The sequence below is a fragment of the Streptomyces cyaneofuscatus genome (assembly GCF_000718135.1).
Classification (GTDB): Bacteria; Actinomycetota; Actinomycetes; order Streptomycetales; family Streptomycetaceae; genus Streptomyces; species Streptomyces cyaneofuscatus.
On sequence record NZ_JOEM01000007.1, the window covers coordinates 355,799 to 382,169 of the forward strand.

Below are 26,371 nucleotides of genomic sequence, written 5' to 3' on the forward strand. Positions count from 1 at the left end.
CGTACGGGGGCGCGGCACGGACCGTGCCGGACAGACCCCCGGGAAGCGATGCGCAGAGATAACGCAATGCGATTGCGCTATCTCCACGCCAACACGCCGCCGCCGTTAACGCAGTGCCCGTGCGTTACGGCGGGGCCATGCAACGCCGCGCCCGTTCGCCCGAGGCCAAGCTCCGCCGGACCGAGGACCTGCTCGACGCCGCCCGGGCGCTCGCCGCCGCCCGGGGCGGGGTCCGGCACCTCACGCTGGCGGCCGTCACCGAGGCCGCCGGCCTGCACCCCTCGGCCGTGCGCCGCTACTTCGACAGCAAGGAGGAGCTCCTGCTCGAACTGGCCGAACGCGGCTGGCACGAGTGGAGCCTCCTTCTCACCGCCCGCCTGGCGGACGCCCGCGACCTCACCCCGGCGCAGACCGCGGACGCCGTGGCGGGCACCCTCGCCGCGCGACCGCTCTTCTGCGACCTGCTCACCCATGTCCCGCTCAGCCTGGAGGGCGATGTCGACATCGAGCGAGCCCGCCGCTTCAAGACCAGCTCGTTCACGTCGTACGACGCCATCGTCGGCACCCTCACCGGCGCGGGCACCATGACCGGCGCTCAGGTCCAGGACCTCATCACGGTGGCCCTGGGGCTGACGGCCAACCTGTGGCAGATCTCCCACCCCACGCCCACGCTCGCCGCCCTCTACGCCCAGAACCCCCGCTGGGAGCACATCGCCCTGGACTTCGAGCCCCGGCTGACCCGGCTGCTCCGGGCGACGGCCACGGGGCTCACCGCCGGCAGCTAGAGCCTCTCGTTCCGATCATGCCGCGCCCGCCTCCGGACGTCCGGCGCGGCGCGTCCGGCCGGGCCGGTTCCGTGAGGGTGAGGAAGAGCAGCCAGCTCAGGGCGGGCATCGCGATCAGCGGCAGCAGGGCGGTCTGCAGGGACGTGGCATCGGCCAGCCGGCCGATCAGCGGGCTGAACAGGCCGCCGACACTCACCGTCAGCCCCAGGGTGATGCCACTGGCCGTGCCGACCCGGCTGGGCAGATAGTCCTGAGCCAGGGTCACCTGGAGCGAGAACGGGACGTAGAGGCCCGCCGAGGTCAGGGCGATACACACGTAGAGAGCCGACGACCCCGGCAGGAGGACGAGCCCCGCGACCGCCCCCACCGTGAGGAGGTAGGACCGGCGCACCACCGTCACGCGGTCCCAGCGCTCGGCGAGAGCGCCGCCCAGGACGGTGCCGACCGCGCCGCCGAGGTAGAGCACGACCAGGGCCGCGGTCCCTGCCGCCGCCCCGCCGCCGGTGCGTTGGCGCACGTAGAACGCGATGAACGTACTCAGGCCGATGAAGACGACGGACCGGCAGACCACGGCCAGGGCGAGCCTCACGAACGAGGCCACATCGTCGGGAACCGCGGGTGCCGTGCCCGCTTCCGGGGCTGCTGACGTCAGGCGTTCCAGGCCGCGCAGTACGGGCAGTGTCAGCAGGCTCCCGACGAGGGCGGGGACGACGAGCAGCGGGGTGAGCCGCAGTCCCCCGGCGCCGACGACCACGGCCACCAGGACGGGCGCGAGGGCGAAGCCGAGGTTGCCGCCCAGGGAGAACCAGCCCATCGCCGTATGGCTGCCCCCACTGGCGACGCGCGCCACCCGGGCGGACTCCGGGTGGTACGCGGCCACACCGACCCCGCCGATGCCCACGAACAGCAGGGTCAGCGCGTAGGAGTCGCCCAGCCCGCTCAGGGCGATCCCGAGACCTCCGACGAGCGTGCTCACGGGCAGCAGCCAGGGCATCGCCCGGCGGTCGGTCGCCAGACCGAACAGGGGTTGCGCGACGGAGGAGAGCAGCGACGCGGCGAGCACGATGCCGGAGACCGCGGCGTAGGTGTAGGCGCGTTCGGCGACGAAGTACGGGACGAGCGCGGCCACGGCGCCCTGGTAGACGTCGACGCACGCGTGCCCGATGGACAGCAGGGTGATTGCCTTGTTTCTCGCCACTCCGCCATCGTCGCCAGGCACCGGCTGTCGGACTTCCGATATAAAGACAACCCATGACGGAGATCCGCCATGAGCCGGTCGCCCCGACCCGCACACAATGGCTGGCGCCCGGTTCGGACATCGACGCCCACCGCCACGACGACCACCAGATCGTCTACGCGGCACGCGGCGTCCTGGCCGTCACCACCGATGCCGGTACGTGGATCGCGCCGGCGAACCGGGCCATCTGGGTGCCGGCAGGCACCGTGCACGCCCACCGTGCCCATGGGGCACTCCAGTTGCACCTGGTCGGGCTGGACGCGACGGAGAACCCCCTCGGGCTGGACGCCCCGGCCGTACTGACCGTGGAGCCGCTGCTGCGGGAGCTGATCCTCGCCCACACCGGCACCCCCGGCGACGACGTCGGCCCCGAGCGCCGCCGGCTGCGGGCCGTGCTGCTGGACCGGCTGGCGGCCTCGCCGCAGCAGCCGGTCCAGCTTCCCTCCCCCTCCGACCCGCGCCTGAGGCACATCTGCGACACCCTGCGCGCCGACCCCGCGGACCGGCGCACGCTGGCCGCCCTGAGCAGGGAGTCCGGCGCGAGCGCGCGCACACTGTCCCGGCTCTTCACCGCCGAGCTGGGCATGACGTTCCCTCAGTGGCGCACCCAGCTCCGCCTCTACCACGCCCTGGTCCTGCTGGCCGAGGACACTCCGGTGACCACCGTGGCCCACCGGTGCGGCTGGGCGTCCGCCAGCGCGTTCATCGACGTCTTCCGCCGGGCCTACGGCCACACCCCGGGCCGGCATCTGCCGCGAGGACGCTCACCCCGGTGAGCCCGCCCGGCGGGGCGGGACCCCCGCTCGGAGGTCCCGCCCAACCTTTGAACGCGTCATACGGCTCGGGGCCGTACGACCGGACTCAGAAGCGGTCCGCGGCGCGCTCCGGGAGCGGCGACCCGGGGAGCTCGTCCCCCTTCCGGTTCTGCCGCGCGTCCGCGTTCGATGCGGCGGTCGCCCGGCAGGTCACGTCCTTCGCCGGAAGCTTTCCGGAGAGCAGGTAGCCCGTGACCGTACCGTCCGTGCACGCGTTGCCGCTCGGGTAGACACCGTGGCCCTCGCCGCCCAGGACGGTGACCATCCTGGAGCGCTTCAGGTCCTTGTGGAGGGCCTGGGCGCTGGGCAGCGGGGTCTGCGAGTCCCACTCGTTCTGGACGATCAGGGAGCCGGCCCTGTTGTTCACCACGGTCGCCCGTTCCACCGACGGGTTCCAGAACGCACAGGGCTTGATGCTGGACGCGAAGTCGCCGAAGAGCGGGTAGCGGCCCTTGTCCGCGATGGCGTCCTGCCGGTAGCGCTCGGGGTTTCGCGGCCAGGCGGCCGAGTTGTCGCCGCACACCACGGCCCAGAAGCTCGCCGTCATGTTGTCCGCCGGCACGCCGGCGGCTGTGCGCGCCGCCCCGGTGGTCCCGGTGAACGCCGTGAGCTTCCGCGCGGCAGCTGGCTGACCGTCCGCGGCCTTCTTCAGCTCCACGAACGCCTCGGTGGCGGTCTGCGGGCTGAAGACCGCCGCCCGCATGCCGATGCGGATGTCATCGCCGGTCAGCAGGAGCCCGTCCAGCTCGATGGGCTTCCTGTCGGCCCGCGCGACCAGCTCCCAGAAGGTCCGGTCGACCTTCTTCGGCGTGTCACCGAGGCCGTACGTCTCCGAACGCGCGGCGGCCCACCCGGTCCACCGGTCGAACGCGGGCTCGGCGCCCCACGCCCACCACTGGACCATGCCCCGCCAGGCGAGCGCCGGATCGACCGCGCTGTCCAGCACGAACCGGTCGGCGCGGCCGGGGAAGAGCTGGGTGTAGACGGCGCCCAGATAGGTGCCGTACGAGTATCCGAGGTAGGAGATCTTCCGCTCGCCGAGGACCGCCCGGAGCAGGTCCAGGTCGCGGGCGGTGTTGCGGGTGGTGATGTGCGGGAGGGTGGCGCCCGCCTTCGCCCGGCACTTGTCCGCGACCTTGCGCGCCCAGGCGACGTCCTTGGCGAACGTCTCCTTCTTGTACGGCCGCAGCCATTCCTCCTCGTCCGGTGTCAGGCCGCAGGTGACCGGGCTGCTCTCCCCCACCCCGCGCGGGTCGAAGCCGATGAGGTCGTACTTCCGCAGGACGGACTTCGGCAGCTCCTCCCGCAGCGCCAGCGGCATATAGGTGCCCGAGCCCCCGGGGCCACCGGGGTTGGAGAGCAGCACACCGTGGCGTTTGCCGGGCTCGGCGGTCCTGATCCGGGATATCGCCAGGTCGATCCGCTTCCCGCCGGGTGCCCGGTAGTCCAGCGGGACCTTGATCGTGGCGCACTGGAACTCCGCCGGAGCAGTGGATGCGCACCGCTTCCATCGCGGCTTCTGCTTCGTGTACCGGTCCAGCGCGGCGCCCTGGGCGGCCGACGGAAGGGCGGCGGAGGGAGGGGCTGCGTACGAGGAGGCGACCGATGGGGCGGCGGCGGCCGGGGCGGCGCTGGCGGTGGAGGTGGCGAGCGCGGGAGCCAGCGTTGCCATGAGACTCACGGCCAACAGCGGCACAAGACGTCGTCTGCGCACGATATCGATCCTTCCGGTCGCGTATATCGGTCGGGAAAGACCCTTCCGGAACCGGCCGCGCCGGCGGATCCCTCCGCGGGGCGCACTTGTATCCAGCCTGGGAATGACGCAACAGGCTTGTGTGATACCGGAGTTGTAGGCGGTGATCTGGCATCCGGCCGCCGCCGCATATCATCCCGGTGGGGGCCGTCACGGAAATCCGCAGGTGGAGAGCCGTCCCCTGGCGCGTTTCCGCGGCGGAGGGCCGGCCGTGCACGCGTTCTTGACTCCCCGTCCCCCAGGTCTCTGGAGCCACCCCATGCCACGCGTCCTCCTCGTCGAAGACGACCGCTCCGTGCGCGAGGGCATCGAGCTCGGGCTGCGGCGGCTCGGGCACGAGGTGCTCGCCACCGCGACCGGTGAGGCCGGCCTGGAGGCGCTGGGGGCCTTCCGCCCCGATCTCCTGCTGCTCGACCTGATGCTGCCCGCCATGAACGGCGTGCAGGTGTGTCACCGCATACGCGAGGCCGGGCAGTTGCCGATCATCATGCTGACCGCGCGCGGCGACGACGGCGACATCGTCCTCGGCCTGGACGCGGGCGCGGACGACTACATCGTCAAGCCCGCCCGTGCCGAGATCGTCGAGGCCCGCATCCGTGCCGTGCTGCGCCGCGCCGAGGACCCGGCCGGTGCGCGGCCCCCGGTCGAGCACCACGGTGAACTCACCGTCGACCGCGCCGCTCACACCGTCCTCAGGTCCGGCGCCCCGCTCCCCCTCGCACCGTCCGAACTCAAGCTGCTGCTGCACCTGTCCGCGGTGCCGGAGCAGGTCTTCAGCCGGCAGCGGCTCCTGAAGGAGGTCTGGGAGCTCAGCTACCACAGCGACGTCCGCCTGGTGGACGCCTGTGTGCGCCGGCTGCGCATCAAGATCGGCGAGCCGCCCGGCGCCCCCCGGTACATCCAGACCTTGCGCGGCCTCGGCTACCGCTTCGGCCCGCTGTGAGACCGCCCGCGGCGACCGTCGCGTTCGGGCTGCGCACCCGGCTGGTGCTCGCGTTCCTGCTGGTGGCGGCGGTCAGCGCCGTCACGACCGCCGCGCTGACCTACCGTGAGGCGCGCAACGCGGTCCTCACCCGCGCGCAGGACACGGCCGTCGTCTCCTTCCGCGAGGAGGCCGAGCGGTTCGTCCCGGGCCTGCCGCTGGACCCGGACGGGCTGCGGTGGCACCTGTACGACATCGCGGCGCGCGCCAAGCCCCACCCGTGGATCGTCTTCGCCGAGTACGGCTCCGTGCGCGCCTCCTCGGGTGACCGGCCCGTCTCCGGTGTGCTCACCGAGGAGCTGCGCCGCGCCGCGCGCACCTCGCCGAACGGCAGCTTCGAGCGGGTCGTCAAGGACGGCAAGGCGTATCTGACGATCGGGATGCCGGTGCTGACCCGGGTCGTCGCCGGTGGCCGCGCGGTGCCGAGCGGCCTCGTTCTGTACGCCGTGATGCCCATGACGAACGAGGAGGTGGACATCGACGCGCTGGTGACCGCCGCCCGCGACGGTGCGCTGCCGGGGCTGGCCGTGGCCCTGGTGCCCGCGCTCCTGGCTGCGCGCAGTGTGCTGCGCCCCGTCCGTGCACTGCGGCGTGCCGCACACTCCATGGGCGGCGGCCGGCTCGACACCCGCATCCCGGTGCGGGGCCGGGACGAAATGGCCGACCTGGCAAGGACGTTCAACGAGTCGGCGGCCCGACTGGAGCACTCCGTACAGGAGTTGCGGGACGCCGGCGGGCGGGCCCGGCGGTTCGCCTCGGACGTCTCGCACGAGTTGCGCACCCCGCTCGCCGGGATGCTCGCCGTCGCGGACGTGCTGGACGAGGATGCCGGGGAGCTCGGCCCGGACACCGCGCGGGCGGTGCGTCTGATCAGCGCCGAGACGACCAAACTGGCCGTGCTGGTGGAGGATCTGATGGAGATCTCCCGCTTCGACGCCCGCGCCGCGGAACTCACCACGGACGAGGTGGATGCGGCGGAGTCCGTACGGAACACGCTGTCCGACCGGCAGTGGCTCGGCCGGGTCCGCACCGAGCTGCCCGACGGGTTCCGTATCCGCCTCGACCCGCGCCGCTTCGACGTGGTCGTGGCCAACCTCGTCGGCAACGCCCTGCGCCACGGCGCCGAACCGGTCACCGTACGGCTCTCCAAGCGCGGGGATGCGCTGGTCACGGAGGTGCGCGACTGCGGCCCCGGGATCGCCCCGGAGGCGCTGCCGCACATCTTCGACCGCTTCTACAAGGCGGACGACGCCCGTTCCCGCTCGACGGGCAGCGGCCTCGGGCTGGCGATCGCCGAGGAGAACGTGACGCTGCACGGCGGCACCCTCCGCGCGGAGAACGTGCCCGGGGGCGGTGCGTTGTTCACCGTGGAACTGCCCTTCGAGGGGCCCACGTCCGGGAGCGGCGGGCCGGACGGTCCGGCGGCCGGTGAGGGCTCGGAAGCTGCGGACAGCCGGGGCGTGAAGAGGTCGGGTAGGTGAGGCGGCCGGTGTTCCGTACGCGTCGGGCGGGTCTGCTCGCCGCGCTGCTGGCGGTGGTGGCCTGGGGCCCGCTCGTGGGTTGCGGTGTCCAGGAGACGGCCGTGATCGATGCGGGCCGCCCGGCCGTCGCCGATCTGCTTCCCCCGCGCGAGGGGCGCATGCTGTTGTTCTTCTACTCCCCCTCCGGCGAGCTGCTGCCCGTGCCCCGGATCGTCGAAGCGCCCTGGCCGGTTCCGGCCGAGGGCGCGGACGGGCCGGACGCACGCGCCGCCGTCACCGCTCTGCTCGCCGGGCCGGACACGGCGGAGCGGCGGGCCGGGCTGCGCAGTGCTCCCTCGCTGCCCCGTTCGGCGTCCGCCGCCGACCGGGTCGTGACGGACGGCCCCACCGTCGAGGTCAGGCTGCGTCTGCGGGTGGCGCGGCTGCCGGCCCCCGCCCGCGACCAGCTCGTCTGCACGGCGGCGTTCGCGGCGCATGCGCAGGGGGCCGTGTCCGTGAGCCTGGTGGGGCAGGACGAGCGCCTCGCCCCGGCGGACTGCCCCCTGCGCCCGGTCCCGGCGCCGGTGCGCTGAACCGCGGCCGTGTGCGGGAAGGGGGGCGGCCCGCCGGAACGAAGGTTCCGGCGGGCCGCCCCCCTCCACTCAACGGCGGTCTCTCACCTGCCGAAGAAGGCGTCGTGGATCGTGACCGCCGACCGGTTGCCGTCCTTGTCGGTGACGACGGCCTTCAGCGAGACCGCCTTGCCCTTCTCCGGGGCCCGTACCGTGACCTTGCCCGAACCGGCCGGGGCGGAGAGCCATGTGGTGCCGTCGTACGACACCTGGACCTGAAGGGTCTTGAGGTTTGCACCGGCCGCCGCGCCCTGCACCTGGACGGGGACGGTCACCTTGGAGCCCGCCGGAACCGTGGAGTCCAGGGCGAGTTCCGGCCGGAAGCGGACCGTGGAGACCGGAAGCAACGTCGCTTCCGTGGTGCGGGCCGAGGTGAAGGACCACGAGGCGTCGATCCGGGTGGCGGCGCGGTTGATCGCCGGGTTGCGGCGGACCGTGGTCGCCACCGTGTACGCGGCGGACTCCGCCGGGAGCGTGAAGGTCTGCCGGTCGATGGCGGCGTCCTCCCGCGTGAGCAGTCGGCCGTCGCGGTGGACGGTGGTGCTCGCCTCCGTGTACTCGGCGAAGCCGGAGTGGCCCGCCCCGTCACTGACCAGCGGCAACGAGCCGTGGAGGTCGTCGCCGTCGCGGACGAGCCCCTCGTCCGCGTTCATCCGCGGCCCCATCACGCCGACGTTGAAGGTCTCGGTGTACGTCGCCCCCGCCGTGAACTTCCGGTCGCCGAGCTCGTACACCGAGTCGAAGCCCCGGTATCCCGTCGGGTCGGCCTCGCCCAGGAGACCCGCGACGATGTTCCAGGCGGCCCCGTCCCCCGTGGACAGATAGACGTTCCGCGTCTCCGGTGCGGGCCGCACCGTGTAGAGGGCCTGGACGCCGCCGCCGTTGTCCATCAGGCCGTGCGCCGCGAGGGCACCGTCGGCACCGGGGACGGACGATCCGATCCGCGCCTTCACCAGGGCCATGTCCTGGGTCGTGTAGGTCTTGGTGAAGCCGGTGGCCAGCTTGCGCACCGGGCCGCCGGTCAGGACGTTGTATTCGGTGCCGTTCCGCTCCCAGTGGGCGGACCACTGCTGGGTGAGGGAGCCGTCGGCCATCGCGCGGCCCTGGTAGGCGGTACGGAGGTTGGTGAAGCTGCCGTACTCGGCCCCCTCCATGATGAACGTCTCGGGTGTGCTCAGGGTGTACATCATTCCGGCGCGGGTGGGGCGTGCGGCGGGGTCCGGCACCGTGACCTTCACGGGCCGGGTGGTCCGGGCGTCGAGGGTGACCGTCGTGGGACCGGTCACCGACAGCTCCGGATTGCTGATCAGATCGGCACCCTTGCCGGGGGCCGCAGGGTCGGCCAGCAGGTCGGCGGCGAGGCTGTAGGTGCCGCGCGGCAGCCGGACCGTGGTGGTGGTGGAGCCCGACGACAGGTCCGGGAAGAATCGCAGGCCCGCCGCGGATTCGCGGTAGCCCTTCAGGTCGGCGTGCCAGGCGGTGCTGGGTGCTCCGTCCCGTCCGAGGGTTTTGAAGGTGACGTCGTACGACTCGCTCTCCCGGTCCACCGCCGCCGGGGTGCGCACGGTCCGGCCGCCTCCGGTCGCGACGACCGTGGCCGAGTACGAGCCGTCGACCGTGCCGCCGATCCGGGTGTCGGCCGTCAGCTCCACGGCGGCCGTGGAGCCCGCCGGGACCGTGAGCCGCTGCGCGCCGAGGGTGAAGAACCCGGCCGGTGCGGGCTGTCCGTCGCCGCCGGTGGGTGCCTCCAGCGCCAGGTCCACCGTCACGTCGGCGGTGCCGTTGTTCCGGTACGTCACCTGCTTGGTGACGGGTGTGTCGTCGGTGTGGGGCCACGGCTGGGTGCCCAGGGTGACCGAGACCGGTTCGGCGACGAGCGTCTGGTCGATCGCCTTGCCGACCGCGAGCCGGCCCGCACCCTGCTGGAAGACCGTGTGGGGGCCGCCCTCGGCCGATCCCGTGAGGGCGGCCTTGATCTGTGCGCCCGTCCAGGCGGGGTTCTTCTGCTTGAGGATGGCCGCGGCTCCCGCGACGTGCGGGGTCGCCATCGATGTGCCGTCCAGGGTGGCGTATCCGGGTGGGTTCTGGCTTCCGGTGCCGGTGGCCGCGGCGGCGGTGATGCCCACGCCCGGCGCGGTGAGGTCGGGCTTGACGGCGCCGTCCCCGGTGCGGGGCCCGACGCCGGAGAAGTCGGCGATCGCATCGTCGTCGTCGACCGCGCCGACCGTCAGGGCCGCGTCGGCGCTGCCCGGCGACGCGATCGTGCCGAGCCCCGGCCCGTTGTTGCCCGCGGCTATCGCGAAGAGGACGCCCTTCTCCGCGGAGACCTTGTTCACCTGCGCCTCCAGCGGGTCGATCCCCGGGGTGTCGGGGCCGCCCAGGCTCATGTTGATGACATCGGCGCCCTGGGCGACGGCCCAGTCGACGCCGGCGATGACACCGGAGTCGTCACCGGCTCCCCGGTCGTCCAGCACCTTGGCGTTGATCAGCTGCGCCCCGGGGGCGACGCCCTTGAACCGGGCGTCCTTCGCCCCCGTACCGGCGGCGGTGGAGGCGACGTGCGTGCCGTGCCCGACCCGGTCCTTGGCGTCCGGGGAGCCGCTGAAGTTCCGCTCCGCCACCACCCGGCCGGCCAGATCCGGGTGGGTGGCGTCGATGCCGGTGTCCACGACGGCGATCTTCGTACCGGTCCCGTCGTACGAGCGGGCCCAGGCCGCCGGGGCGCCGACCTGGCCGGTGCTGCGGTCGAGCGAGGCCTTGCGCACCCCGTCGAGCCAGATGCGCGCGATGCCCGAGGTCGTGGCCGCCGAGCCGTCGCTCCGCTCACGCGTCAGGGCGTCCCACAGAGCACCGGTGCTGTCGGTGGTGGCGGCGCTGGTGACGGCATCGGCGCCGAGGGCGGACAGGGTGCGGCGGAGGGTGGTGCCGTCGGACGAACGCACCTCGCTGCGGGCGGCCTTGGCCGCAGCGCCCCGGTAGCCGACGATCACCTTGAGCCCGGCCCGGTGGGCCTTGCGGCTCTCCGGCCCCGCGAGTTCACCGATGTCGAACAGCCGCTGGTCCAGCGTGCCGTCGGCGATCAGCCGCCGTGCGTCGCGCGGCACGACGTAGGTACGGCCGTTGTGGGTCTGCGTGAAGAAGGGGATGCCCTCCCGGCCCTTGGCCCGCTCGATACCGCCGGCCCGGCCGCGCGAGTCGACGAGGACCCGGTCGCCGGTGATGAGGGTGACGGTGGTGCCCGACACCCCCAAGTCCTCTGCGATGGCGCGGGGTTGGGGTCCGGCTTCGGTGGCCTGCGCCGATACCGGGCCGGTCGTGCCCGCCGTCAGCACGACGGCGGCCGCGGCCGCGACGGCGTACGCCTTCTTTGATCGTTTACGCAAGATGGCCCCTGCTCAGGAGTGGATCGGGCGGGCGAAGGCCCAGCCCGCGCAGGGCCGTTCGGATACGTGTACGGCCCTGGGTTCCGAAGTATGCCGAGGCCCCTGAAAGGCACTCAATGATCGTTGTGTAACAGCGGTCAGGGCGGATCCCGTGGGCCGGGAAGGACCGCCTCCGTGCACACGAGCAGCGGATCACCAGCCCGAAGGCCGACCGCAACCGCACCCTAGCTTGGTCTAGACCAAGAGGGGTACGCTCCCCCTAGCCGTCCATGACCGCTCGGACGTCATGCGCGGCACCGCTTGTCATGTCCATGTATGCCCATTCCTTGGGCATGCACCAACCCCTGCAGAGGAGTTGTCATGAAGAGCAAGAAGCTGCTGGCCGTCGCTCTCGGCGCGGGCATCGCCCCGCTCCTGGCCGTCACCCTGCCTGCCGGCAGCGCTAGCGCGCACGGCTACATATCCTCGCCCCCCAGCCGGCAGGCCCAGTGCGCCGCCGGCACGGTCTCCTGCGGCGCCATCAAGTACGAGCCGCAGAGTGTCGAGGGCCCCAAGGGCTTAACGAGCTGCAGCGGAGGGAACGCCGCCTTCGCCGAGCTCAACAACGACAACAAAGGCTGGAGGGTCACCCCGGTCAGCCGGACGACCAGCTTCAACTGGCGGCTGACGGCACGGCACGCCACCAGCACCTGGCAGTACTACGCGGGTGGCCGGAAGATCGCGGAGTTCAACGACGGTGGCGCCCGGCCGGGAGAGACCGTCACCCACCAGGTGAACTTCGGCACCCTGACCGGCAAGCAGAAGGTGCTGGCCGTGTGGAACATCGCCGACACCGCCAACGCCTTCTACGCGTGCGTGGACGTGAACGTGAGCTGACCCGCGACCGCACCACCGTACCGCCGCACCTCGGCGCCACCCGGCTCGGCCGGCAGGCACCGGAACCTGAACGAACCAGTCCGGCCGACGCCCGGCCGGTGCCCGGAGCGGGCGGTGCACCGTCCGCTCCGGGCACCGGGCGGCACCTCGCTCGTGCGCAGCCGCCCACGCCGGGCCCGTACGCGTACGCAGGCGAGGATGCCGCCGGACCGCCGGGCGGGCCCGACGACCATCCCATCGAGATGAGGTCCCATGAACCGCCACCGAGTCACCGCCCGCGCAGCCGCCGTGGCCCTGCTCGCCACCGGCCTCGCCGCGTCCCCGGCCGTCGCGGCTCCCGCCGCCACCGCTGCCAAGGCCCGCGTCGGCGCCGACTGGGCGAAGCAGTCGATCACCTTCACCGCTGCCCCGGGGCAGGTCAACGACCTCCACGTGGTCCCGATGGACCAGGGCGACGGGGTCCGGCGCATCGGCTTCCGCGACATGGTCCCCCTCCAGCCCGGGGACCACTGCACGTACCTGGAACCGGGGGTCGAGACGTACGTCGTCTGCGAACTGCCCACCGGCAGCTCCCGGCCGGACCGGATCGATGTCTTCCTCGGCGACGGCGACGACGAGATCGCCACCAGCGACCCCGCGGTGGCCACCGTCAGCGGCGGTCCCGGTGACGACACCCTGCACGCCCATACCGCACACACGGTGAGGGGCGACTCGGGCGACGACATGGTCATGGGGCGCGTGGTCCTGGACGGCGGCGACGGCATGGACCACCTCATGGGCGACGACGGCGAGCAGCGGATGTGGGGCGGCCGGGGCGACGACATGATCGAGGGCTACGGCGGCAGGGACCTCGTGTACGCGGGCTCGGGCGACGACCACGTCATGGGCGGGGACGGCAAGGACATCCTCCTCGGCGGCCCGGGCGACGACATGCTGCACGGCGAGGCCGGCGACGACGTGATCGTGGGCGGCCCGGGCAAGGACATGGCCGAAGGCGGTCCCGGCCGAAACCTCGTCCTCCCGTAAGCAGCACCCGTCCCCCGCATGGGCGCGGGATGGCCGGGATTCGGCCGGCCTGCGCGTCAGCTGCCCCGGAGACCGACCGCCAGCGTCAGTTCCAGGACCTTGTCCGGCGACGCGAGATCCGGAAACAGCTCCCGTAGCTGCGACATCCGGTAGCGGACCGTCTGGGGATGGACGAACAAGGCCGCCGCCGCCTCGTCCCGCCGGCCCTGGTGCAGGAGCCATGCCCGCAACGTCTCCTCCAGCCGCCGCGCGGTCGCGGCAGGCAAGGTCCGCAGCGGTGCGAGGGCCCGGGCACGCAGGTCCGCGAACGCGTCCACGTCGGCGCTCAGCACCAGCTCGGGCAGGTGATCCTCGGTATCGCGAATGTCAGGGGAGAGGGAACGCGCCCGTACGGCTCGCGCGTACGAGGCGGACGCACGGGTCCACGGCCGCGCCGGTCCGACCACGGCGGCGCGGCCGGTCAGCTGCCGCAGGAGATGTGACCGGTCGGCGTCCGGGACGAGCAGCACACCGGTGTCATCCGGCAGATCGTCGAGGACGAGGGTGCTCGGGTCGAGTGCGCGGTAGGCAGGCCGGGCCTGGGCGGCGGGCAGCAGGACCGCGGTCAGCGTGACCGGAGGCTGCCACCCGGCCCGTCGGCCGGAGGCCAGCAGCACGTCCGGTCCCGCGCCGGTGAGGAGGTCCCGGGCCAGGTCCTCCAGGAGGCGCTCGTGGGCCCTGCCCCGGGCGGCCAGTTCGTCGGCGTGGCCCGCGGCGCTCGCGGCGGAGAGCTCGTCGATGTAGGCGAAGGTCAGCTCGGCGAACTTGGCGACGTCGGCGGCAGGCAGACCCGCGGGTACGGCACCTGCCGCCAGGCATCGCCAGGCCACGCGGGCGCCGACGCGGTAGGCGCTGAGCAGGGCGTCCATCGAACGGCCGTCGCGCACCTCGCCGCGGCCCAGCTCGTAGGCCGCGTCACCGCCGTCGCCGCCTGTGGCCTTCCCGCTCGCGAGGTCCAGGTAGTGCCCCAGCGCGGTGCGGACCGCCCGGCGGATGGTGCTGCCCATACGGCCCGCAAGGGCGTTGGCATAGGGAGGCACCTCGTCGATGATCGCCTGGACGACTTCGTCGGCGGTGGTCTTCAGCGCGGCCCGCAGCGCGGTGACCGTCGTTTCGTCAAGGGTCAGCTCGCTGGCCCTCCGGACTGCATAGCTCATGTTTTGTTCCCTGCGAACAATCCTGCTGATCAGATTCACGCCCTACGGTCAGGACTTTACGCCTTGGGGCACAGCAAGCTGGGGCCATGACGAGTACAGCCCTCCGCGGCAGGGCGTGGAAACTGCTGGAGATGGTCACGACGCCGCTGCTGCCGTCGGACTACCTCGACCTGGTCAGCCCGCTCCGTACGGGCGCCGACCTACGGGGACGCATCGAGGCCGTGACCCCCGAGACGAGTGACGCCGCGACGGTCGTGATCAGACCGGGACGGGCCTGGCGCGGCCACACAGCCGGTCAGTACGTGCGGATCGGGGTCGACGTCGACGGGGTGCGCCTGTGGCGTGCCTACTCCGTCACCTCGCCGACGAACCGCCAGGACGGCCGCATCACGATCACCGTGAAGGCGATCCCGGACGGCAAGGTCAGCAATTACCTGGTCCGCAGGGCGAAACCGGGCACGCTGATTCAGCTGGACCAGCCGACCGGTGACTTCGTGCTGCCGCGGGCCAGGCCCGCCAAGGTGCTCTATCTGACGGCCGGCAGCGGCATCACGCCTGTGATGGGCATGCTGCGCGACACCGCGTTCGACGACGTCGTCATGGTCCACTGCGCACCACAGCCGCGCGATGTGATCTTCCGCGACGAACTGCACGGTCTTGTCGCGGCCGGGCGGCTGCGCCTCACCGAGGTGCACACCGACACGGACGGCCTGCTCGCCATCTCCCGTCTCGGCGAACTCGTGCCCGACTGGGCCGAGCGCGAGACCTGGGCCTGCGGGCCCGCGGGCCTGCTCGACGCCGCCGAGGAGCACTGGACCGAGCACGGCTCCCGAGAGCGCCTGCACACCGAGCGCTTCCGCCCCGGCGTCGTCGTCGCCGGCGAGGGCGGCGAGGTCACGTTCAGCACCACCGGCAGGACCGTCGCCGCGGACGGCGCCACGCCGCTGCTGGACATCGGCGAAGAAGCCGGCGTGCTCATGCCCTCCGGGTGCCGCATGGGCATCTGCTTCGGCTGCGTCACGCCGCTCAAGGCGGGCGCCGTACGCGACCTGCGCACCGGCGAGATCACCGAGGCCGAGCCGGGCGTCCTCATCCAGACCTGCGTGTCCGCCGCGGCGGGCCCCTGCGACATCGAACGGTAGGAACACCTTGACCGCTATCGACCCCACCGCCCACCTGACCGCGGAACAGATCGAGCAGCTGGGCCGCGAGCTGGATGCGATCCGCGACGAGGTGATCGCCGACCGCGGTGAGAAGGACGCCGCCTACATCCGTAAAGTCATCTCGGTGCAGCGCAAGCTCGAACTGGTCAGCAGGGGCGTGCTGCTGTTCTCGATCTTCCCGCCCGCGTGGGTGCTCGGCACCGCCGGGCTGTCCGTGGCGAAGATCATGGACAACATGGAGATCGGGCACAACGTCCTGCACGGCCAGTGGGACTGGATGCGGGACCCGAAGATCCACTCCACCACCTGGGAGTGGGATCACGTCTCGCCGTCCGATCAGTGGAAGCACTCGCACAACGAGCTGCACCACACGTACACCAACGTGATCGGCAAGGACAACGACCTCGGCTACGGCATCATGCGCGTCGACGAGGACCAGAAGTGGCACCCCTTCCACCTCGGCCAGCCGCTGTGGAACTTCCTCAACGCCTGCTTCTTCGAGTACGGCATCGCCGCGTACGACCTGGAGCTCGGCAAGAACCTCCACAAGCGCCGCCGCAAGAACCCGGAGTTCCGCGCGCGGGCCAAGGCGGTGGGCCGCAAGATCCGCAAGCAGGTGCTCAAGGACTACGTGATCCACCCGCTGCTGTCGGGCCCGTCGTTCCTCACCACACTCGCCGCCACGTTCACCGCGAACCTGGTCCGTAACCTCTGGACCCACTCGGTGATCATGTGCGGGCACTTCCCCGAGGGCGTACAGGTCTTCGAGCGCCGGTCGATCAGGGGCGAGACGCGCGGCCAGTGGTACCTGCGCCAGATGATGGGCTCGGCGAACATCAGCGGCAGCAAGGCCATGCACTTCATGACCGGCAACCTCTCGCATCAGATCGAGCACCACCTCTTCCCGGACCTGCCGAGCAACCGGTACGCCGAAGTCGCGGTGAAGGTGCGCGCGCTGTTCGAGAAGTACGAGCTGGAGTACGTCACCGGCCCGCTGCCCAAGCAGGTGTTCTCCGCGTGGCACAAGGTCTTCCGGCTCTCGCTGCCGAACCGGAAGCCCAAGGCCGGAACACCTGATCACGAGCGGGAACTGGTCACCGCCTGACTCCGGAGACGAAAACTCGCCCGAAGCCGGCCACCCCGAGGCCGGTTCGGGCGACAACTCCAGCTCAGCGCACCCTTCCTCGCGCCTTCAGCGGCACCGCAGGCAGCACCGGGCCGGAATCGGAGGGCCGTCGTAGCCCTTCACCTCACCGGACCTGGTCCCGTTCATCCAGTCGTGGCGGACCTGCGCGATGTCCTCCCGGGACCATCCGGTCCAGTTCCGGAACACAACATCGGTATACCGTTTCACCCCAGCTCAGGGGCTTGATCGACCATCCGGGGTCAGCAATAGGTCAGCAAGACGCCCGGGAGTCGACAACATGGCCACCATCAACCTCGTCCGCGGCATGGCAGCCATCAGACGCTGGGACACCTCGATGTCCGCCCAGCGGACAGCCACGATGACAGCCCTGATCGCGCAGGCCACCGCTATCGCGCCCAGGCCAACAGCCGCCATCCACAGTCCTGTTGCGTAGGGGCGCCGGGACATTCGGGCGTAGGTGCGGGTCCACCTGGCGGCGAGGCCCAGGACGTACGTCAGGTAACACCCGGCTCCGCCGTAGAAGACAGCGATCTGTGGAACCGTCATGTCCGCGGTGCTGAAACTGCCGGCGAAGACCTCGTGCGGCACCGATACGGCAGCCAGGGTGATGACCACCACGACGGCCACGACGGCGACCGCCTCCTTGTTCGCCCTGCGACGGCTCGCCTCCTCGTCAGCGGCGGAGTAGAGGTAGAAGCACATCAGGAAGTACATCGCGACGAGCAGCAGCACGTTCTGGACCAACTTCGCCGCCCCGTGCCCCGCAACCGTGTCAACGCCGGTCGCGCCTCCCGGCATAGCGATGGGATAGGAAAGCGTGACGCAGAGAAGGCAGAGAGTCACCGATCGCAAAGGCGCGTCGTGGGGGGTTCGCCACAGCTTGTAGAGCTTCCAGGCAAGGGCCCCACCCCTGCGCGGGCGGCGAGATGGAGCTGCTCCAAGCCCATCTCCTTTCGAGCAAGGGTGCGGACCTCGCGCATCAACTGCATGCCGAGTCCGCGGCCGCGTACCGCAGGGCGGGTCTGCACGTGGTGCACGGTCCCCCAGTGCCGTACGAGTTCGAACGGATCGCGGCGCACGTTCAGCCAGCCCGCCAGCTCCCCCTCGACGTGAACGGCGAGCAGCCGGCTCGTCTCCGGCGCCAGGGCCGCGATGATCGCCTCGACGGCCGACGCCGTCTGCGCGAGGTCCACGGGAGGGAACGGAAAACCTGCGGCGCCCCCGGCGTTGGTCGCCTCAACCCGAGAGATCTTGGCACGCCCGCCGCTTCACACGCCAGGCCCTTGGCCGGGGTCCGGTTCCGTTGTGGTGGGACACGGTGGCCGGACCGGACCGGCCAACGGTCCGCGTTCACCAGGCTGATGGAAGACGTCACAACAACCCCCACGCCCAGAAGCGTTCGCCGTTCACACTCGAATGAGACGAACCTGCCGGTCACCAGGGTTCAGCGAGAACGCTCAATCTTCAGTGCGACAGGACGCCAGGTCACGGGGAGGGGGGAAGGGAAAGATGCCACGCAAGCCATTAGGCCGCTTGTTCGATTCTTGCGACAAGCGTGCCTGCCCGAACACGGCGATTCGATGACTTCGCGTCCTGTGCCATCGGAGATGAGCCCGCGCCAATGCACTCCGAGTGAACGTGCGTCCGTGTCACCGAAGATTGATTGCGCTGGTCAGATGGCCGGGGGGGGTCGGCCTGTTGTCGAGGATGGACCCGTGCCCGCGCCGGGAAGGCGTGGCGGAGGTTCGGCGTAGATGGAGCAACGCGCCGGCGGGTGGAGACGCCCCTCGTCAGTGGCCGACGGCGGCAGGTTCGCCGGCGGGGACGTCGTGCAGTCCGAGGCGCAGGTGCTCGACGTGGTAGAGGGCCTGGTCGAGGAGTTCGGCGACGTGGTTGTCGTAGAGGGAGTAGATGATGCTGCGGCCCTGACGCTCCCCGGTGACCAGGCCGAGGTTGCGCAACAGGCGGAGTTGGTGCGAGCAGGCAGAGTTCTCCATGCCGACGGCTTCGGCGAGGTCACCTACCGAGCAGGGGCCCTCCTGGAGGCGGGCCAGGATGTAGAGCCGGGAGGGGGTGGCCAGGGCCTGGAGGGTGGCGGCGACGTCGGCGGTGCCGACCGCGTCGAGGCGCTCGCGGGTGCTGGCGCTGGCGGTGGTGTCGCGTCCGTGGCCCATGCTCCCCATCATACCGATGAGACTTGAAGACCTGTTCATATGTTCCTGTACGGTGGAGGTGTTGCCCTCGTCCCGCCCGTGAAGGGTTGTTTTGTCATGTCTTCTGCCCTGGACCAGCGGTCCGCGCCGCCCGCCGGCGGCCCTCCCCAGGCCTTGCCCCCGCGCCGTACCCGTCTGCTCGCGCTGCCGGAAGCCCGGTGGGCGCTCGCCTCGCTGGTGCTGTTCCTCCTCGCCCTGCCCGTCTACTTGCTGGACGGCCCGGCGTGGCTGTGGGGCACCTTGTTCGCCGCGACCTACATGACCGGCGGCTGGGAGCCGGGCTGGGAGGGCCTGAAGGCGCTCAAGGACAAGACGCTGGACGTGGACCTGCTGATGGTCGTCGCCGCCCTGGGGGCCGCCGCGATCGGGCAGATTTCCGACGGCGCGCTGCTGATCGTCATCTTCGCCACCTCCGGCGCATTGGAGGCCGCCGCGACCGCACGGACCGCCGACTCCGTGCGCGGCCTGCTCGACCTGGCCCCGGCCACCGCCACCCGGCTTCTGCCCGACGGCACCGAGGAAGCGGTCGATACCGAGCATCTGGCGGTCGGGGACACGATCCTGGTCCGGCCCGGCGAGCGGGTCGGCGCGGACAGCCAGGTCCTCGACGGCTCCAGCGACGTCGACCAGGCCACCATCACCGGCGAACCGCTGCCGGTGGCCAAGCAGGCAGGGGACGAGGTGTTCGCCGGCACGGTCAACGGCACCGGCGCCCTGCGCGTACGGGTCGAGCGCGACCCCTCGGACTCGGTGATCGCCCGGATCGTGAAGATGGTCGAGGAAGCCTCCGAGACCAAGGCCCCGACCCAGTTGTTCATCGAGAAGATCGAACAGCGGTACTCGATCGGCATGGTCATCGCCACCCTCGCGGTCTTCGGTACCCCGCTCGCGTTCGGTGACACCCTCCAGTCGGCGCTGCTGCGCGCGATGACGTTCATGATCGTGGCCTCACCCTGTGCGGTGGTGCTGTCCACCATGCCGCCGCTGCTGTCCGCCATCGCCAATGCCGGACGGCGCGGCGTGCTCGCCAAGTCCGCCGTCGTCATGGAACGCCTAGGCCAGGTCGACCTCGTGGCCCTGGACAAGACCGGTACTCTCACCGAAGGCACCCCCCGCGTCACCCGCGTCCACCCCCTTCCCGGCAGCGGCCTGGATGAGGACGGCCTGCTCGCCCTGGCGGCAGCGGCCGAGCACCCCAGCGAACACCCCCTTGCTCGTGCCGTCGTCGAAGCCGCCCGCGAACGCGGCCTTCACCTGCCCGCGGTCACCGGCTTCTCCTCCGTCCCCGGCGAGGGCGTCACCGCCACCGTCGACGGCCACACCGTCCAGGTCGGCTCCCCCTCCCGGCTGCTCACCGACAGCGCCACCGCGCCGCACGAGACGATCGTGGCCGAGCTGGAGGACAGTGGGAGGACCGCGGTGGCCGTGCTGCGGCATGGCACTGTGATGGGTGTCCTCGGCATCGCCGACCGGCTGCGGCCCGATGCGGCGGCGACCGTGGCCGCACTCACCAAGCTGACCGGCCGCACCCCCGTCCTGCTCACCGGCGATAACGAAAGCGCAGCCCGGCATCTGGCCGCCGAGGTCGGCATCACCGACGTCCGCGCCGGACTACTGCCGCAGGACAAGGTGGCGGCGGTGAAGGCGTGGGAGGCGGAGGGGCGCCGGGTGCTGGTGGTCGGCGACGGCGTCAACGACGCCCCCGCCCTGGCCGCCGCGCACTCCGGGATCGCGATGGGCAAGGCGGGCTCCGACCTCGCCCTGGAGACCGCCGACGCCATCGTGGTGCGCGACGAACTCGCCACCATTCCCTCCATCGTCCAGCTCTCCCGCACCGCACGCCGCCTCGTCATCCAGAACCTGGCCATCGCCGGGTCGTTCATCACCGTCCTCGTCGCCTGGGACCTGATCGGCACCCTGCCCCTGCCCCTGGGCGTCGCGGGGCACGAGGGCTCCACCGTCATCGTCGGCCTGAACGGCCTGCGCCTGCTACGCGAAGCAGCCTGGCCCCGCATCACCAAGGACACCGCGTGAGCAGACGCACCCGCCGTGCCGTCCCCGGCCCGGGGGCGGCACGGCCCACTGACACCGTCTGCCGAGGCTGCTGCTGCTGCGGTACCCCCAAGGTCCGAAGGTGGACCGGTTGTCACCGCAGTTGGACCACCGCGAGTTCGTGACAGCGGAGATTGGTCGTCACAGGACGGGGTGCCCGGCTCTCTGAGCCGTCCGGAGCAGGGCAGGGGCTGCTCCGGGGTACTGGTGGAGACGGTGCACGGAACAAGCCGGTGGACGAGGTGTGTCAGCCCCTGCCGGTAGCGCGATGCTGGCACACGGTCGTCTGGGACGCGGTGGCTCTAGATTCCATCCGGCGGATCATATGACTTTCTGACCGGTCGCTCGTTGGTTAGGTCATGGGTCCGGGGGGGTCCGACGAATCATGAGTGGTCGTTACTGGAGCCGCATCTGCCTCCGCAGGTCGTGGCGGCCGGTGGAACGATCACCGGACCGTGCTCAACGGGATCCTGTTCCGGGTCCGCACCGGTGTTCCGTGGCATGATCCGCCGGAACGCTACGGCTCCTGGCGGACCGTCTACGAGCGGCATCGCCGCTGGTCGGCGGACGGCACCTGGGGCCGGATCCTGCAGGCGGTCCAGGCCGACGCCGACCTTGCCGGACGGATCGACTGGTCGATGGTCGGCGTCGACTCGACGTCCTGTCTGGCCCACCAGCACAGGGCGGGCGCCCGCAAGGTCAGGCCGCGGGTCCCGATAGAAGGGACGACGCCCCGGCACCACCGCCCCGATGACGGACTCGGGCGGTCCCGGGGCGGTCTGACCTCCAAGATCCACCTCGCCGGTGAAGGCGGCTGCCGCCCCATGGCTCTTCTGGTCACGCCAGGTCAGTGGGGTGACGCCCCGCAAATGATCGAGGTCCTGGACCGGATTCGGGTTCCCCGCCCGCTGGGCGGACGGCCCCGGGCCCGCGCCCTCTGACAAGTGATCTTGACTGTGTGCCAGGTGAGTTCGATCGCTTGCGAGCAGCACGGCCAGAAGCAGCGCCGACCTCGGTGACTCGGACGGGCGACGACCGTGTGGATCAGGGTCGTGCCAAGCCTGTTCGCGCCTACGGTGAGAAGGCAATTGATTACCGACAGGAGGCATCCGGATGTCGCTGCACTCGTTCGACAAGGAAGCAGGCGAGAAGGTCCCCGGCCTGTTTCTCCCCTCCGACGCCCATGAGCACTGCTGAAGCACATCGAGAGCGTGGGCCTGGGCCGCCCCGACGTCTTCCCCGAGGTTCAGGACGACAAGATCACCCTCAAGGGCAAGGCGGGCAGCCAGGAGGAGAAAGAGAAGCTCATCCTCGCGAGCGGGAACATCAACGGGGTGGCGACCGTCGACGACCAGATCACCGTCACCGGCCCCGCCGCCCAGGCCGCCCGATTCGTCACCGTCAAGGCCGACGACAACCTCCCGGCCATCGCCGAGTCCGCGTACGGCGATGCCAACAAGTTCCGGAAGGTCTTCGAGGCCAACAGGCCGATGCTTGGCCACCCGGACAAGATCTACCCCGGCCAGGTCCTGCGCCTGACTGACTGACAGTAGGTCCGGCGCGGGACCGGGCCACACCGGACCCGCGCAAAAGCGGCGGCTGGCCAAAAGCCGCCCGGACCAGGCGGTCAAACTCACCTGGCAAACAGTCAAGGTCACTTGTCGGAGGGCAGCCCGAAACCCGAGAGTAATTGTCAAGAGCTGTGGATCGGTGGGCGGAGCGAGGGCGAGGTGCCCTCGTGCTGTCGTGGTTCCATCGATGGTTCGGTGAGTGCCGAACCGTCCGGCCGGTAGCGTGCCGAGTCCTGTGCGGGAGACGCCCGCGCTGGTAAACGCCGGAGGCGACCCGATGTCGGAGACAGATCTGAAGCAGCAGCTCGCCGAGCGATTCCGCGAAGTCAACGGCGACCATCCGATGACCGATACCGATGACGCATACGTCAGCGCGCAGTTCGTTGCCCTGGAGGAACTGTGCGCAATTCATGGCCGCGATGCCGATGCGGTCCGCCGGCTGATGCTGGGGCGGCATCTGCCGCTTCCGGGATATCTGCGCTCCGACGGTGCCGAGATGGTGCCGGCCGACCTGCTCGCTCTCGCCGACGAAGCTGGCGGCGTAGAGCTGCTCGAAGCGTGGTTCACCGCTCACTGGGCCGACCCGATCACCGGTAAGGCGGAGTGGAGTGCGTATCTCAGCGGACAGTACGTGTGCCTGCACTCGGTGACCCCGGCCGCCATTCAGCGCAAGGATTACCTGACGACCGCGATCAGCGCCGCAGCGAACGAGCCGGATGCCGGTTCAGCACGGTGGTCCGAGCGGCTGCACGCACTGGTCGACGAACTCGACACGCTGGAACCGGCGTTCACGGCCTACGACCGTCTTCGGTTCGGCGGACCCACGTCCCGGGACACCTGCATCGACGCCCCGCGCGCCCGCTTCCCGCGCCGGTGACCCGGATCCGTGGGTGGCGTTCCGCGGATCGGTTGCGATCGCTCATGCCGCGCGGGCTTCGGGACGTTCGACGAGGCGGCCGCGTTGGAAGCGGGCTCCGGCGCGGACGAGGGCGACGAGATGGGGCGCGTTCACGGCCCGCCACCGGGCCTGGGTGGACTCAACAAGCTCGAAGACCATCGTCAGGGCTGCAGTACGGGAGCCGGCGCCACGGGTGACCTTGGTCCGCAGCCGGACGGTGGCGAACGTGGACTCGATCGGGTTGGTCGTCCGCAGATGGATCCAGTGTTGGGCGGGGAAGTCGTAGAAGGCCAGTAGCTCAGCCTCGTTGTCGGTGATCTTCTTGACGGCCTTGGGGAACTTCGCGCCGTAGAGCTGGGTGAACGTCTTGACCGCCGCCTTGGCGTGGTCGCAGTCTTCGGCGTGGTGGATGTCCTGGACGGCCTTCTTCGCGCCGGGCTGCGCGGACTTCGGCAGGGAGTCGAGGACGTTTGCGGTTCTGTGGACCCAGCACCTCTGCTCGCGGGTTTCGGGAAACACCTCGGCCGGGGCCTTCCAGAAGCCTAGGGGGTGCCTGACAATTCCGGTCTGATCAGCGAAATTCGGCTGAGCTGGCAATCCGGAGGTGCGCCGATCGGCTGGGGGGACTGGGCAGTGGCTACGAACGGCGGGCCAGTAGATGGGTGTCGAGGAAGCCCCGATCAGAGGATGGATCGTGGAGCAGCCGGGCGAAGGGATCGAGCCCAGCATCGCCCAGCAGTTCGGCGAGGCGATCCACCGGCCAGCTGTAGGCGGGCGCCACCTTGTGGTCGAACCGGACCGGTACTTGTCCGTCGGTCCCGAAGAAGGAGACCAGGAGCAGACCGTTCGGTGCCAGGACGCGTACCTGTTCGGCGAGCAGCTCCGGTAGTTCCCCCGGAGGGGTGTGAATCATTGAGTAGTGGGCCAGCACGCCGCCGAGCGCGGCGTCCTCGATGGGCAGGGATTCCATCCGCGCCTCTTGGAAGCGCAGCGCCGGATGGGCCTGCCGGGCGTGGTCGACCATGCCGGGGGCAAGGTCTAGTCCGAAGGCGTCCAGGCCGAGTTCGTGCAGCATGGCTGTCAGATGTCCGGGCCCGCACCCGACGTCCGCTGTCCGCAGGTTGCCCGTCGCGCGCACCAGTTCGGCGAAGGTGCCGATCATGGCCCGGGAGAAAGGCTGTGTTTCCAGCCGGTTTGCGAACAGCGATGCGTACAGCTCGACGACACCGTCGTAGGCCGTCCTGGTCTCGTCCTGATGATTCGCCACGGGCAGGACTCTATAGCCGGTCTGATAATTGATCTTGTGGCAGGTCGAGGTGAGTTGACGGATGCGGCATGGAGGCGGATAGAGCCCCTTTTGCCTCAGGTGGACGGACGGGGCCGTCCGTGGCGTGATCACCGGCAGGTGGTCAACGGGGTGCTGTGGCGGCTGCGGACCGGGGCTCCGTGGCGGGATCTTCCCGACCGGTTCGGGCCGTGGCAGACCGTCTACGAGCGGTTCGCCCGCTGGGAGGCGGACGGCACCTGGGCACGGTTGCTGGAGCACGTTCAGGTCCGCGATGACGCAGTGGGCCGGGTGGAATGGACCGTCTCCGTCGACTCCACCATCAACCGAGCCCACCAGCACGCAGTCGGCGCCCGAAAAAGGGGGGATGTGAACGGGGACGAACTGGAAGATCCGGGCCGCTCGCAGGCGCGCCAGGCCCTCGGCCGCTCCCGAGGCGGACCGACCACCAAAGTCCATCTCGCCGTCGATGGCCGGGGCCTGCCCCTGTCGATTGTGCTCACGCCCGGCAACGTCAACGACGCGACGGCGTTCGGCCAGGTCCTCGACGGCATCCGCACCCCGCGCCTCGGCACGGGCCTCCCGCGCACGACACCGGACCGTGTGCTGGGTGACAAGGCGTATTCCAGCAGGGCCATCCGCCATCTGCTGAGGCGCCGGGGCATCGCTGCCACGATCCCCGAGCATCGCGACCAGGCGGCGAACCGCCACCGACGCGGAGCCCTCGGCGGCCGGCCGCCGACCTTCGACAAGGTCACCTACCGCGACCGCAACGTCGTCGAACGATGCTTCACCCGCCTCAAGCAGTTCCGCGCGATCGCGACCCGGTTGGACAAGCTCGGCGACCGCTACCGTGCCGGAGTTGTCCTGGCTTCCTTGATCCTCTGGCTCCGCGAGTCCACGGGGTAGTCATTTGTCAGACACCCCCTAGGGCACCGTCGCCGACCGCGAGGACCGGGGCGCGCATGCCCCGGCGGGCGCAGTCGCGCATCAGGTCCGCCCAGGACTCGCCGGATTCGCGGTAGCCGTCCTTGAGGGCGACCAGTTCCTTGGAGCCGTCGGCGCGCACCCCGATGAGCGCCAGGACGCAGGCTTTGGCTTCCTCCAGGCGGATGTTGAGGTGGATGCCGCCGGCCCACGCGTACACGTGGTCGACCTCGGCGAGGCCGCGGTCCATGAAGGCGGCGTGGTCGGCCTGCCACTGCTGGGTCAGCCGGGTGACCGTCGCCGGGGAGAGACCGGCGGAGGAGCCGAGGAACTACTCAAGTGCGGGCACGAAGTCGCCGGAGGACAGGCCGTGCAGGTAGAGCAGGGGCAGCACCTCGCTGATCTTCGGCGACTTGCGGCACCACGGCGGCAGGATCTCGGAGGAGAACCGCTTGCGCTCGCCGGTGGCCTAACGCGCTTGTCGTTCACCCGCGGCGCCTTCACCTCGACCGCTCCGGCCGCGGTGGTGACCTGCCGGGGCTGGTGGCAGCCGTTGCGGACCACCTGGCGGCGCCCTTTGTCGTCGCGCTCATCGGCCAACGCGGCGATATATGCGTTGACTTCGGCCTCCAGCACGGCGGCCGGCATCTGCCGTGCGCCTTCCCGGACAATCTCATCAAGCAGCGAACCGCTGCTTGGCGTGGTGCTGTCCTCGTTGACTACCGTAAGCATGGGCGTGCCTTCCCGGCCGACGCGGCGACGTCGGCCTTGCTCGATGACCTATCGATCGATCCATCGGGAAGGTCCGCCTCCTTCCGTCAGGGCTGATCCACAGGTATTGAGCATTGCTCTCCTCAAAGCGACCTTGTCCTCTGCACGGCCGACGGCGTTGCCGCCCGCCGCGTCACCGGACACCTCGCCCGCCGCGCAGGAATCCCCGCTGTCATGGCCTGCGTCCTGCAGGACGGTG

Annotated in this window: 21 protein-coding genes and 3 pseudogenes; 14 read left to right on the forward strand and 10 right to left on the reverse strand. The window is 70.7% G+C overall.

Features of this window, described 5'->3' with window-relative positions:
* Positions 1–137 precede the first annotated feature (137 nt).
* The gene (locus tag IF17_RS0114155; protein WP_030565701.1) at positions 138–785 is read left to right on the forward strand and encodes a TetR family transcriptional regulator; all 648 of its coding nucleotides are present in this window, start codon (positions 138–140) and stop codon (positions 783–785) included.
* Here the strand turns inward: IF17_RS0114155 and IF17_RS0114160 are convergent.
* Positions 769–1,983 carry an MFS transporter gene (locus IF17_RS0114160; protein WP_051883987.1) on the reverse strand — a complete coding sequence of 405 codons (1,215 nt, stop codon included), beginning with the start codon at positions 1,981–1,983 and terminating at the stop codon, positions 769–771. The genes IF17_RS0114155 and IF17_RS0114160 overlap by 17 nt on opposite strands.
* 53 nt (positions 1,984–2,036) lie before the next feature.
* Here IF17_RS0114160 and IF17_RS0114165 point away from each other — a divergent pair, with 53 nt between their 5' ends.
* Positions 2,037–2,798: an AraC family transcriptional regulator gene (locus IF17_RS0114165; protein WP_030565705.1), complete on the forward strand. Its 762-nt coding sequence runs from the start codon at positions 2,037–2,039 to the stop codon at positions 2,796–2,798.
* An 85-nt stretch (positions 2,799–2,883) separates the two neighbouring features.
* Here IF17_RS0114165 and IF17_RS0114170 read toward each other — a convergent pair whose 3' ends face one another.
* The gene (locus IF17_RS0114170; protein ID WP_244890492.1) at positions 2,884–4,509 is read right to left on the reverse strand and encodes an alpha/beta hydrolase; all 1,626 of its coding nucleotides are present in this window, start codon (positions 4,507–4,509) and stop codon (positions 2,884–2,886) included.
* 340 nt (positions 4,510–4,849) lie between these two features.
* Between IF17_RS0114170 and IF17_RS0114175 the strand changes: the two genes are divergently transcribed.
* The 3 genes from IF17_RS0114175 to IF17_RS0114185 are packed head-to-tail and all read left to right on the forward strand — an operon-like array spanning position 4,850 to position 7,625.
* Positions 4,850–5,533: a response regulator transcription factor gene (locus IF17_RS0114175; RefSeq protein WP_030565708.1), complete on the forward strand. Its 684-nt coding sequence runs from the start codon at positions 4,850–4,852 to the stop codon at positions 5,531–5,533.
* Positions 5,530–7,053 carry a sensor histidine kinase gene (locus IF17_RS0114180; protein ID WP_030565710.1) on the forward strand — a complete coding sequence of 508 codons (1,524 nt, stop codon included), beginning with the start codon at positions 5,530–5,532 and terminating at the stop codon, positions 7,051–7,053. The genes IF17_RS0114175 and IF17_RS0114180 overlap by 4 nt, the downstream gene beginning before the upstream one ends.
* 8 nt (positions 7,054–7,061) lie before the next feature.
* Entirely contained in the window at positions 7,062–7,625 is a 564-nt protein-coding gene (locus IF17_RS0114185) for a GerMN domain-containing protein (RefSeq protein ID WP_244890480.1), read from the forward strand.
* Between the two features lie 83 nt (positions 7,626–7,708).
* Here IF17_RS0114185 and IF17_RS0114190 read toward each other — a convergent pair whose 3' ends face one another.
* Entirely contained in the window at positions 7,709–11,047 is a 3,339-nt protein-coding gene (locus IF17_RS0114190; RefSeq protein ID WP_030565714.1) for a S8 family peptidase, read from the reverse strand.
* A gap of 360 nt (positions 11,048–11,407) precedes the next feature.
* Here IF17_RS0114190 and IF17_RS0114195 point away from each other — a divergent pair, with 360 nt between their 5' ends.
* A complete protein-coding gene (locus tag IF17_RS0114195; protein WP_018513003.1) occupies positions 11,408–11,923 on the forward strand; it encodes a lytic polysaccharide monooxygenase auxiliary activity family 9 protein in 516 nt (171 codons plus the stop codon).
* Between the two features lie 252 nt (positions 11,924–12,175).
* Positions 12,176–12,949 carry a calcium-binding protein gene (locus IF17_RS0114200; RefSeq protein WP_030565716.1) on the forward strand — a complete coding sequence of 258 codons (774 nt, stop codon included), beginning with the start codon at positions 12,176–12,178 and terminating at the stop codon, positions 12,947–12,949.
* A gap of 56 nt (positions 12,950–13,005) precedes the next feature.
* Here the strand turns inward: IF17_RS0114200 and IF17_RS0114205 are convergent, their stop codons facing one another.
* A complete protein-coding gene (locus IF17_RS0114205; RefSeq protein ID WP_030565718.1) occupies positions 13,006–14,145 on the reverse strand; it encodes a PucR family transcriptional regulator in 1,140 nt (379 codons plus the stop codon).
* 86 nt (positions 14,146–14,231) lie between these two features.
* On the opposite strand from IF17_RS0114205, the gene IF17_RS0114210 reads away from it, so the two are divergent.
* Positions 14,232–15,287 carry a ferredoxin reductase gene (locus tag IF17_RS0114210; protein ID WP_244890481.1) on the forward strand — a complete coding sequence of 352 codons (1,056 nt, stop codon included), beginning with the start codon at positions 14,232–14,234 and terminating at the stop codon, positions 15,285–15,287.
* A 7-nt stretch (positions 15,288–15,294) separates the two neighbouring features.
* Complete coding sequence (locus IF17_RS0114215; RefSeq protein WP_030565722.1) at positions 15,295–16,413, forward strand: fatty acid desaturase family protein; 1,119 nt, start codon at positions 15,295–15,297, stop codon at positions 16,411–16,413.
* Between the two features lie 255 nt (positions 16,414–16,668).
* Here IF17_RS0114215 and IF17_RS0114225 read toward each other — a convergent pair whose 3' ends face one another.
* The 3 genes from IF17_RS0114225 to IF17_RS0114235 form a co-directional block, all read right to left on the reverse strand.
* Complete coding sequence (locus tag IF17_RS0114225; protein ID WP_342342161.1) at positions 16,669–17,307, reverse strand: MAB_1171c family putative transporter; 639 nt, start codon at positions 17,305–17,307, stop codon at positions 16,669–16,671.
* Positions 17,295–17,648, reverse strand: coding sequence for a GNAT family N-acetyltransferase (locus IF17_RS0114230; RefSeq protein ID WP_051883989.1), 354 nt, complete (start codon positions 17,646–17,648; stop codon positions 17,295–17,297). Before IF17_RS0114230 ends, IF17_RS0114225 begins: the two co-directional genes overlap by 13 nt.
* 597 nt (positions 17,649–18,245) lie before the next feature.
* Positions 18,246–18,629: an ArsR/SmtB family transcription factor gene (locus IF17_RS0114235; RefSeq protein ID WP_030565728.1), complete on the reverse strand. Its 384-nt coding sequence runs from the start codon at positions 18,627–18,629 to the stop codon at positions 18,246–18,248.
* Between the two features lie 96 nt (positions 18,630–18,725).
* Between IF17_RS0114235 and IF17_RS0114240 the strand changes: the two genes are divergently transcribed.
* The 4 genes and pseudogenes from IF17_RS0114240 (at position 18,726) to IF17_RS0114255 (ending at position 23,168) form a co-directional block, all read left to right on the forward strand.
* Positions 18,726–20,702, forward strand: a complete 1,977-nt coding sequence (locus IF17_RS0114240; protein ID WP_030565731.1) for a heavy metal translocating P-type ATPase — start codon at positions 18,726–18,728, stop codon at positions 20,700–20,702.
* A 366-nt stretch (positions 20,703–21,068) separates the two neighbouring features.
* A pseudogene (locus tag IF17_RS1000000137770) lies at positions 21,069–21,652 on the forward strand (IS5 family transposase); the annotation flags it as partial.
* 270 nt (positions 21,653–21,922) lie between these two features.
* Positions 21,923–22,267, forward strand: a complete 345-nt coding sequence (gene lysM / locus IF17_RS01000000136430) for a peptidoglycan-binding protein LysM (protein ID WP_280518067.1) — start codon at positions 21,923–21,925, stop codon at positions 22,265–22,267.
* Between the two features lie 301 nt (positions 22,268–22,568).
* Entirely contained in the window at positions 22,569–23,168 is a 600-nt protein-coding gene (locus IF17_RS0114255) for a DUF6058 family natural product biosynthesis protein (protein ID WP_030565733.1), read from the forward strand.
* 42 nt (positions 23,169–23,210) lie between these two features.
* Here IF17_RS0114255 and IF17_RS0114260 read toward each other — a convergent pair.
* Both IF17_RS0114260 and IF17_RS0114265 read right to left on the reverse strand, forming a co-directional pair.
* Positions 23,211–23,735: pseudogene (locus tag IF17_RS0114260) on the reverse strand (IS256 family transposase); the annotation flags it as partial.
* A gap of 91 nt (positions 23,736–23,826) precedes the next feature.
* The gene (locus IF17_RS0114265; protein ID WP_030565738.1) at positions 23,827–24,456 is read right to left on the reverse strand and encodes a class I SAM-dependent methyltransferase; all 630 of its coding nucleotides are present in this window, start codon (positions 24,454–24,456) and stop codon (positions 23,827–23,829) included.
* Positions 24,457–24,492: 36 nt separating this feature from the next.
* Between IF17_RS0114265 and IF17_RS0114270 the strand changes: the two genes are divergently transcribed.
* Positions 24,493–25,405, forward strand: a protein-coding gene (locus IF17_RS0114270) for an IS5 family transposase (protein WP_425315165.1) whose coding sequence is annotated in 2 segments (ribosomal slippage) — positions 24,493–25,371 and positions 25,373–25,405 — 912 coding nt in all. Because the reading frame shifts where the segments join, the coding sequence is not laid out codon by codon here.
* Here the strand turns inward: IF17_RS0114270 and IF17_RS1000000137775 are convergent.
* Positions 25,400–26,133, reverse strand: a pseudogene (locus IF17_RS1000000137775) (transposase); the annotation flags it as partial. The gene IF17_RS0114270 and the pseudogene IF17_RS1000000137775 sit on opposite strands and share 6 nt — an antisense overlap.
* Positions 26,134–26,371 lie beyond the last annotated feature (238 nt).

What these genes read in the sequence shown, in the direction of transcription:
- IF17_RS0114155 (WP_030565701.1), top strand. Translation starts at nt 138, where the DNA reads ATGCAACGCCGCGCCCGTTCGCCCGAGGCCAAGCTCCGCCGGACCGAG.
- IF17_RS0114165 (WP_030565705.1), top strand. Translation starts at nt 2,037, where the DNA reads ATGACGGAGATCCGCCATGAGCCGGTCGCCCCGACCCGCACACAATGG.
- IF17_RS0114170 (WP_244890492.1), bottom strand. Translation starts at nt 4,509, where the DNA reads ATGGCAACGCTGGCTCCCGCGCTCGCCACCTCCACCGCCAGCGCCGCC.
- IF17_RS0114175 (WP_030565708.1), top strand. Translation starts at nt 4,850, where the DNA reads ATGCCACGCGTCCTCCTCGTCGAAGACGACCGCTCCGTGCGCGAGGGC.
- IF17_RS0114195 (WP_018513003.1), top strand. Translation starts at nt 11,408, where the DNA reads ATGAAGAGCAAGAAGCTGCTGGCCGTCGCTCTCGGCGCGGGCATCGCC.
- IF17_RS0114200 (WP_030565716.1), top strand. Translation starts at nt 12,176, where the DNA reads ATGAACCGCCACCGAGTCACCGCCCGCGCAGCCGCCGTGGCCCTGCTC.
- IF17_RS0114205 (WP_030565718.1), bottom strand. Translation starts at nt 14,145, where the DNA reads ATGAGCTATGCAGTCCGGAGGGCCAGCGAGCTGACCCTTGACGAAACG.
- IF17_RS0114210 (WP_244890481.1), top strand. Translation starts at nt 14,232, where the DNA reads ATGACGAGTACAGCCCTCCGCGGCAGGGCGTGGAAACTGCTGGAGATG.
- IF17_RS0114235 (WP_030565728.1), bottom strand. Translation starts at nt 18,629, where the DNA reads ATGGGCCACGGACGCGACACCACCGCCAGCGCCAGCACCCGCGAGCGC.
- IF17_RS0114240 (WP_030565731.1), top strand. Translation starts at nt 18,726, where the DNA reads ATGTCTTCTGCCCTGGACCAGCGGTCCGCGCCGCCCGCCGGCGGCCCT.
- IF17_RS0114255 (WP_030565733.1), top strand. Translation starts at nt 22,569, where the DNA reads ATGTCGGAGACAGATCTGAAGCAGCAGCTCGCCGAGCGATTCCGCGAA.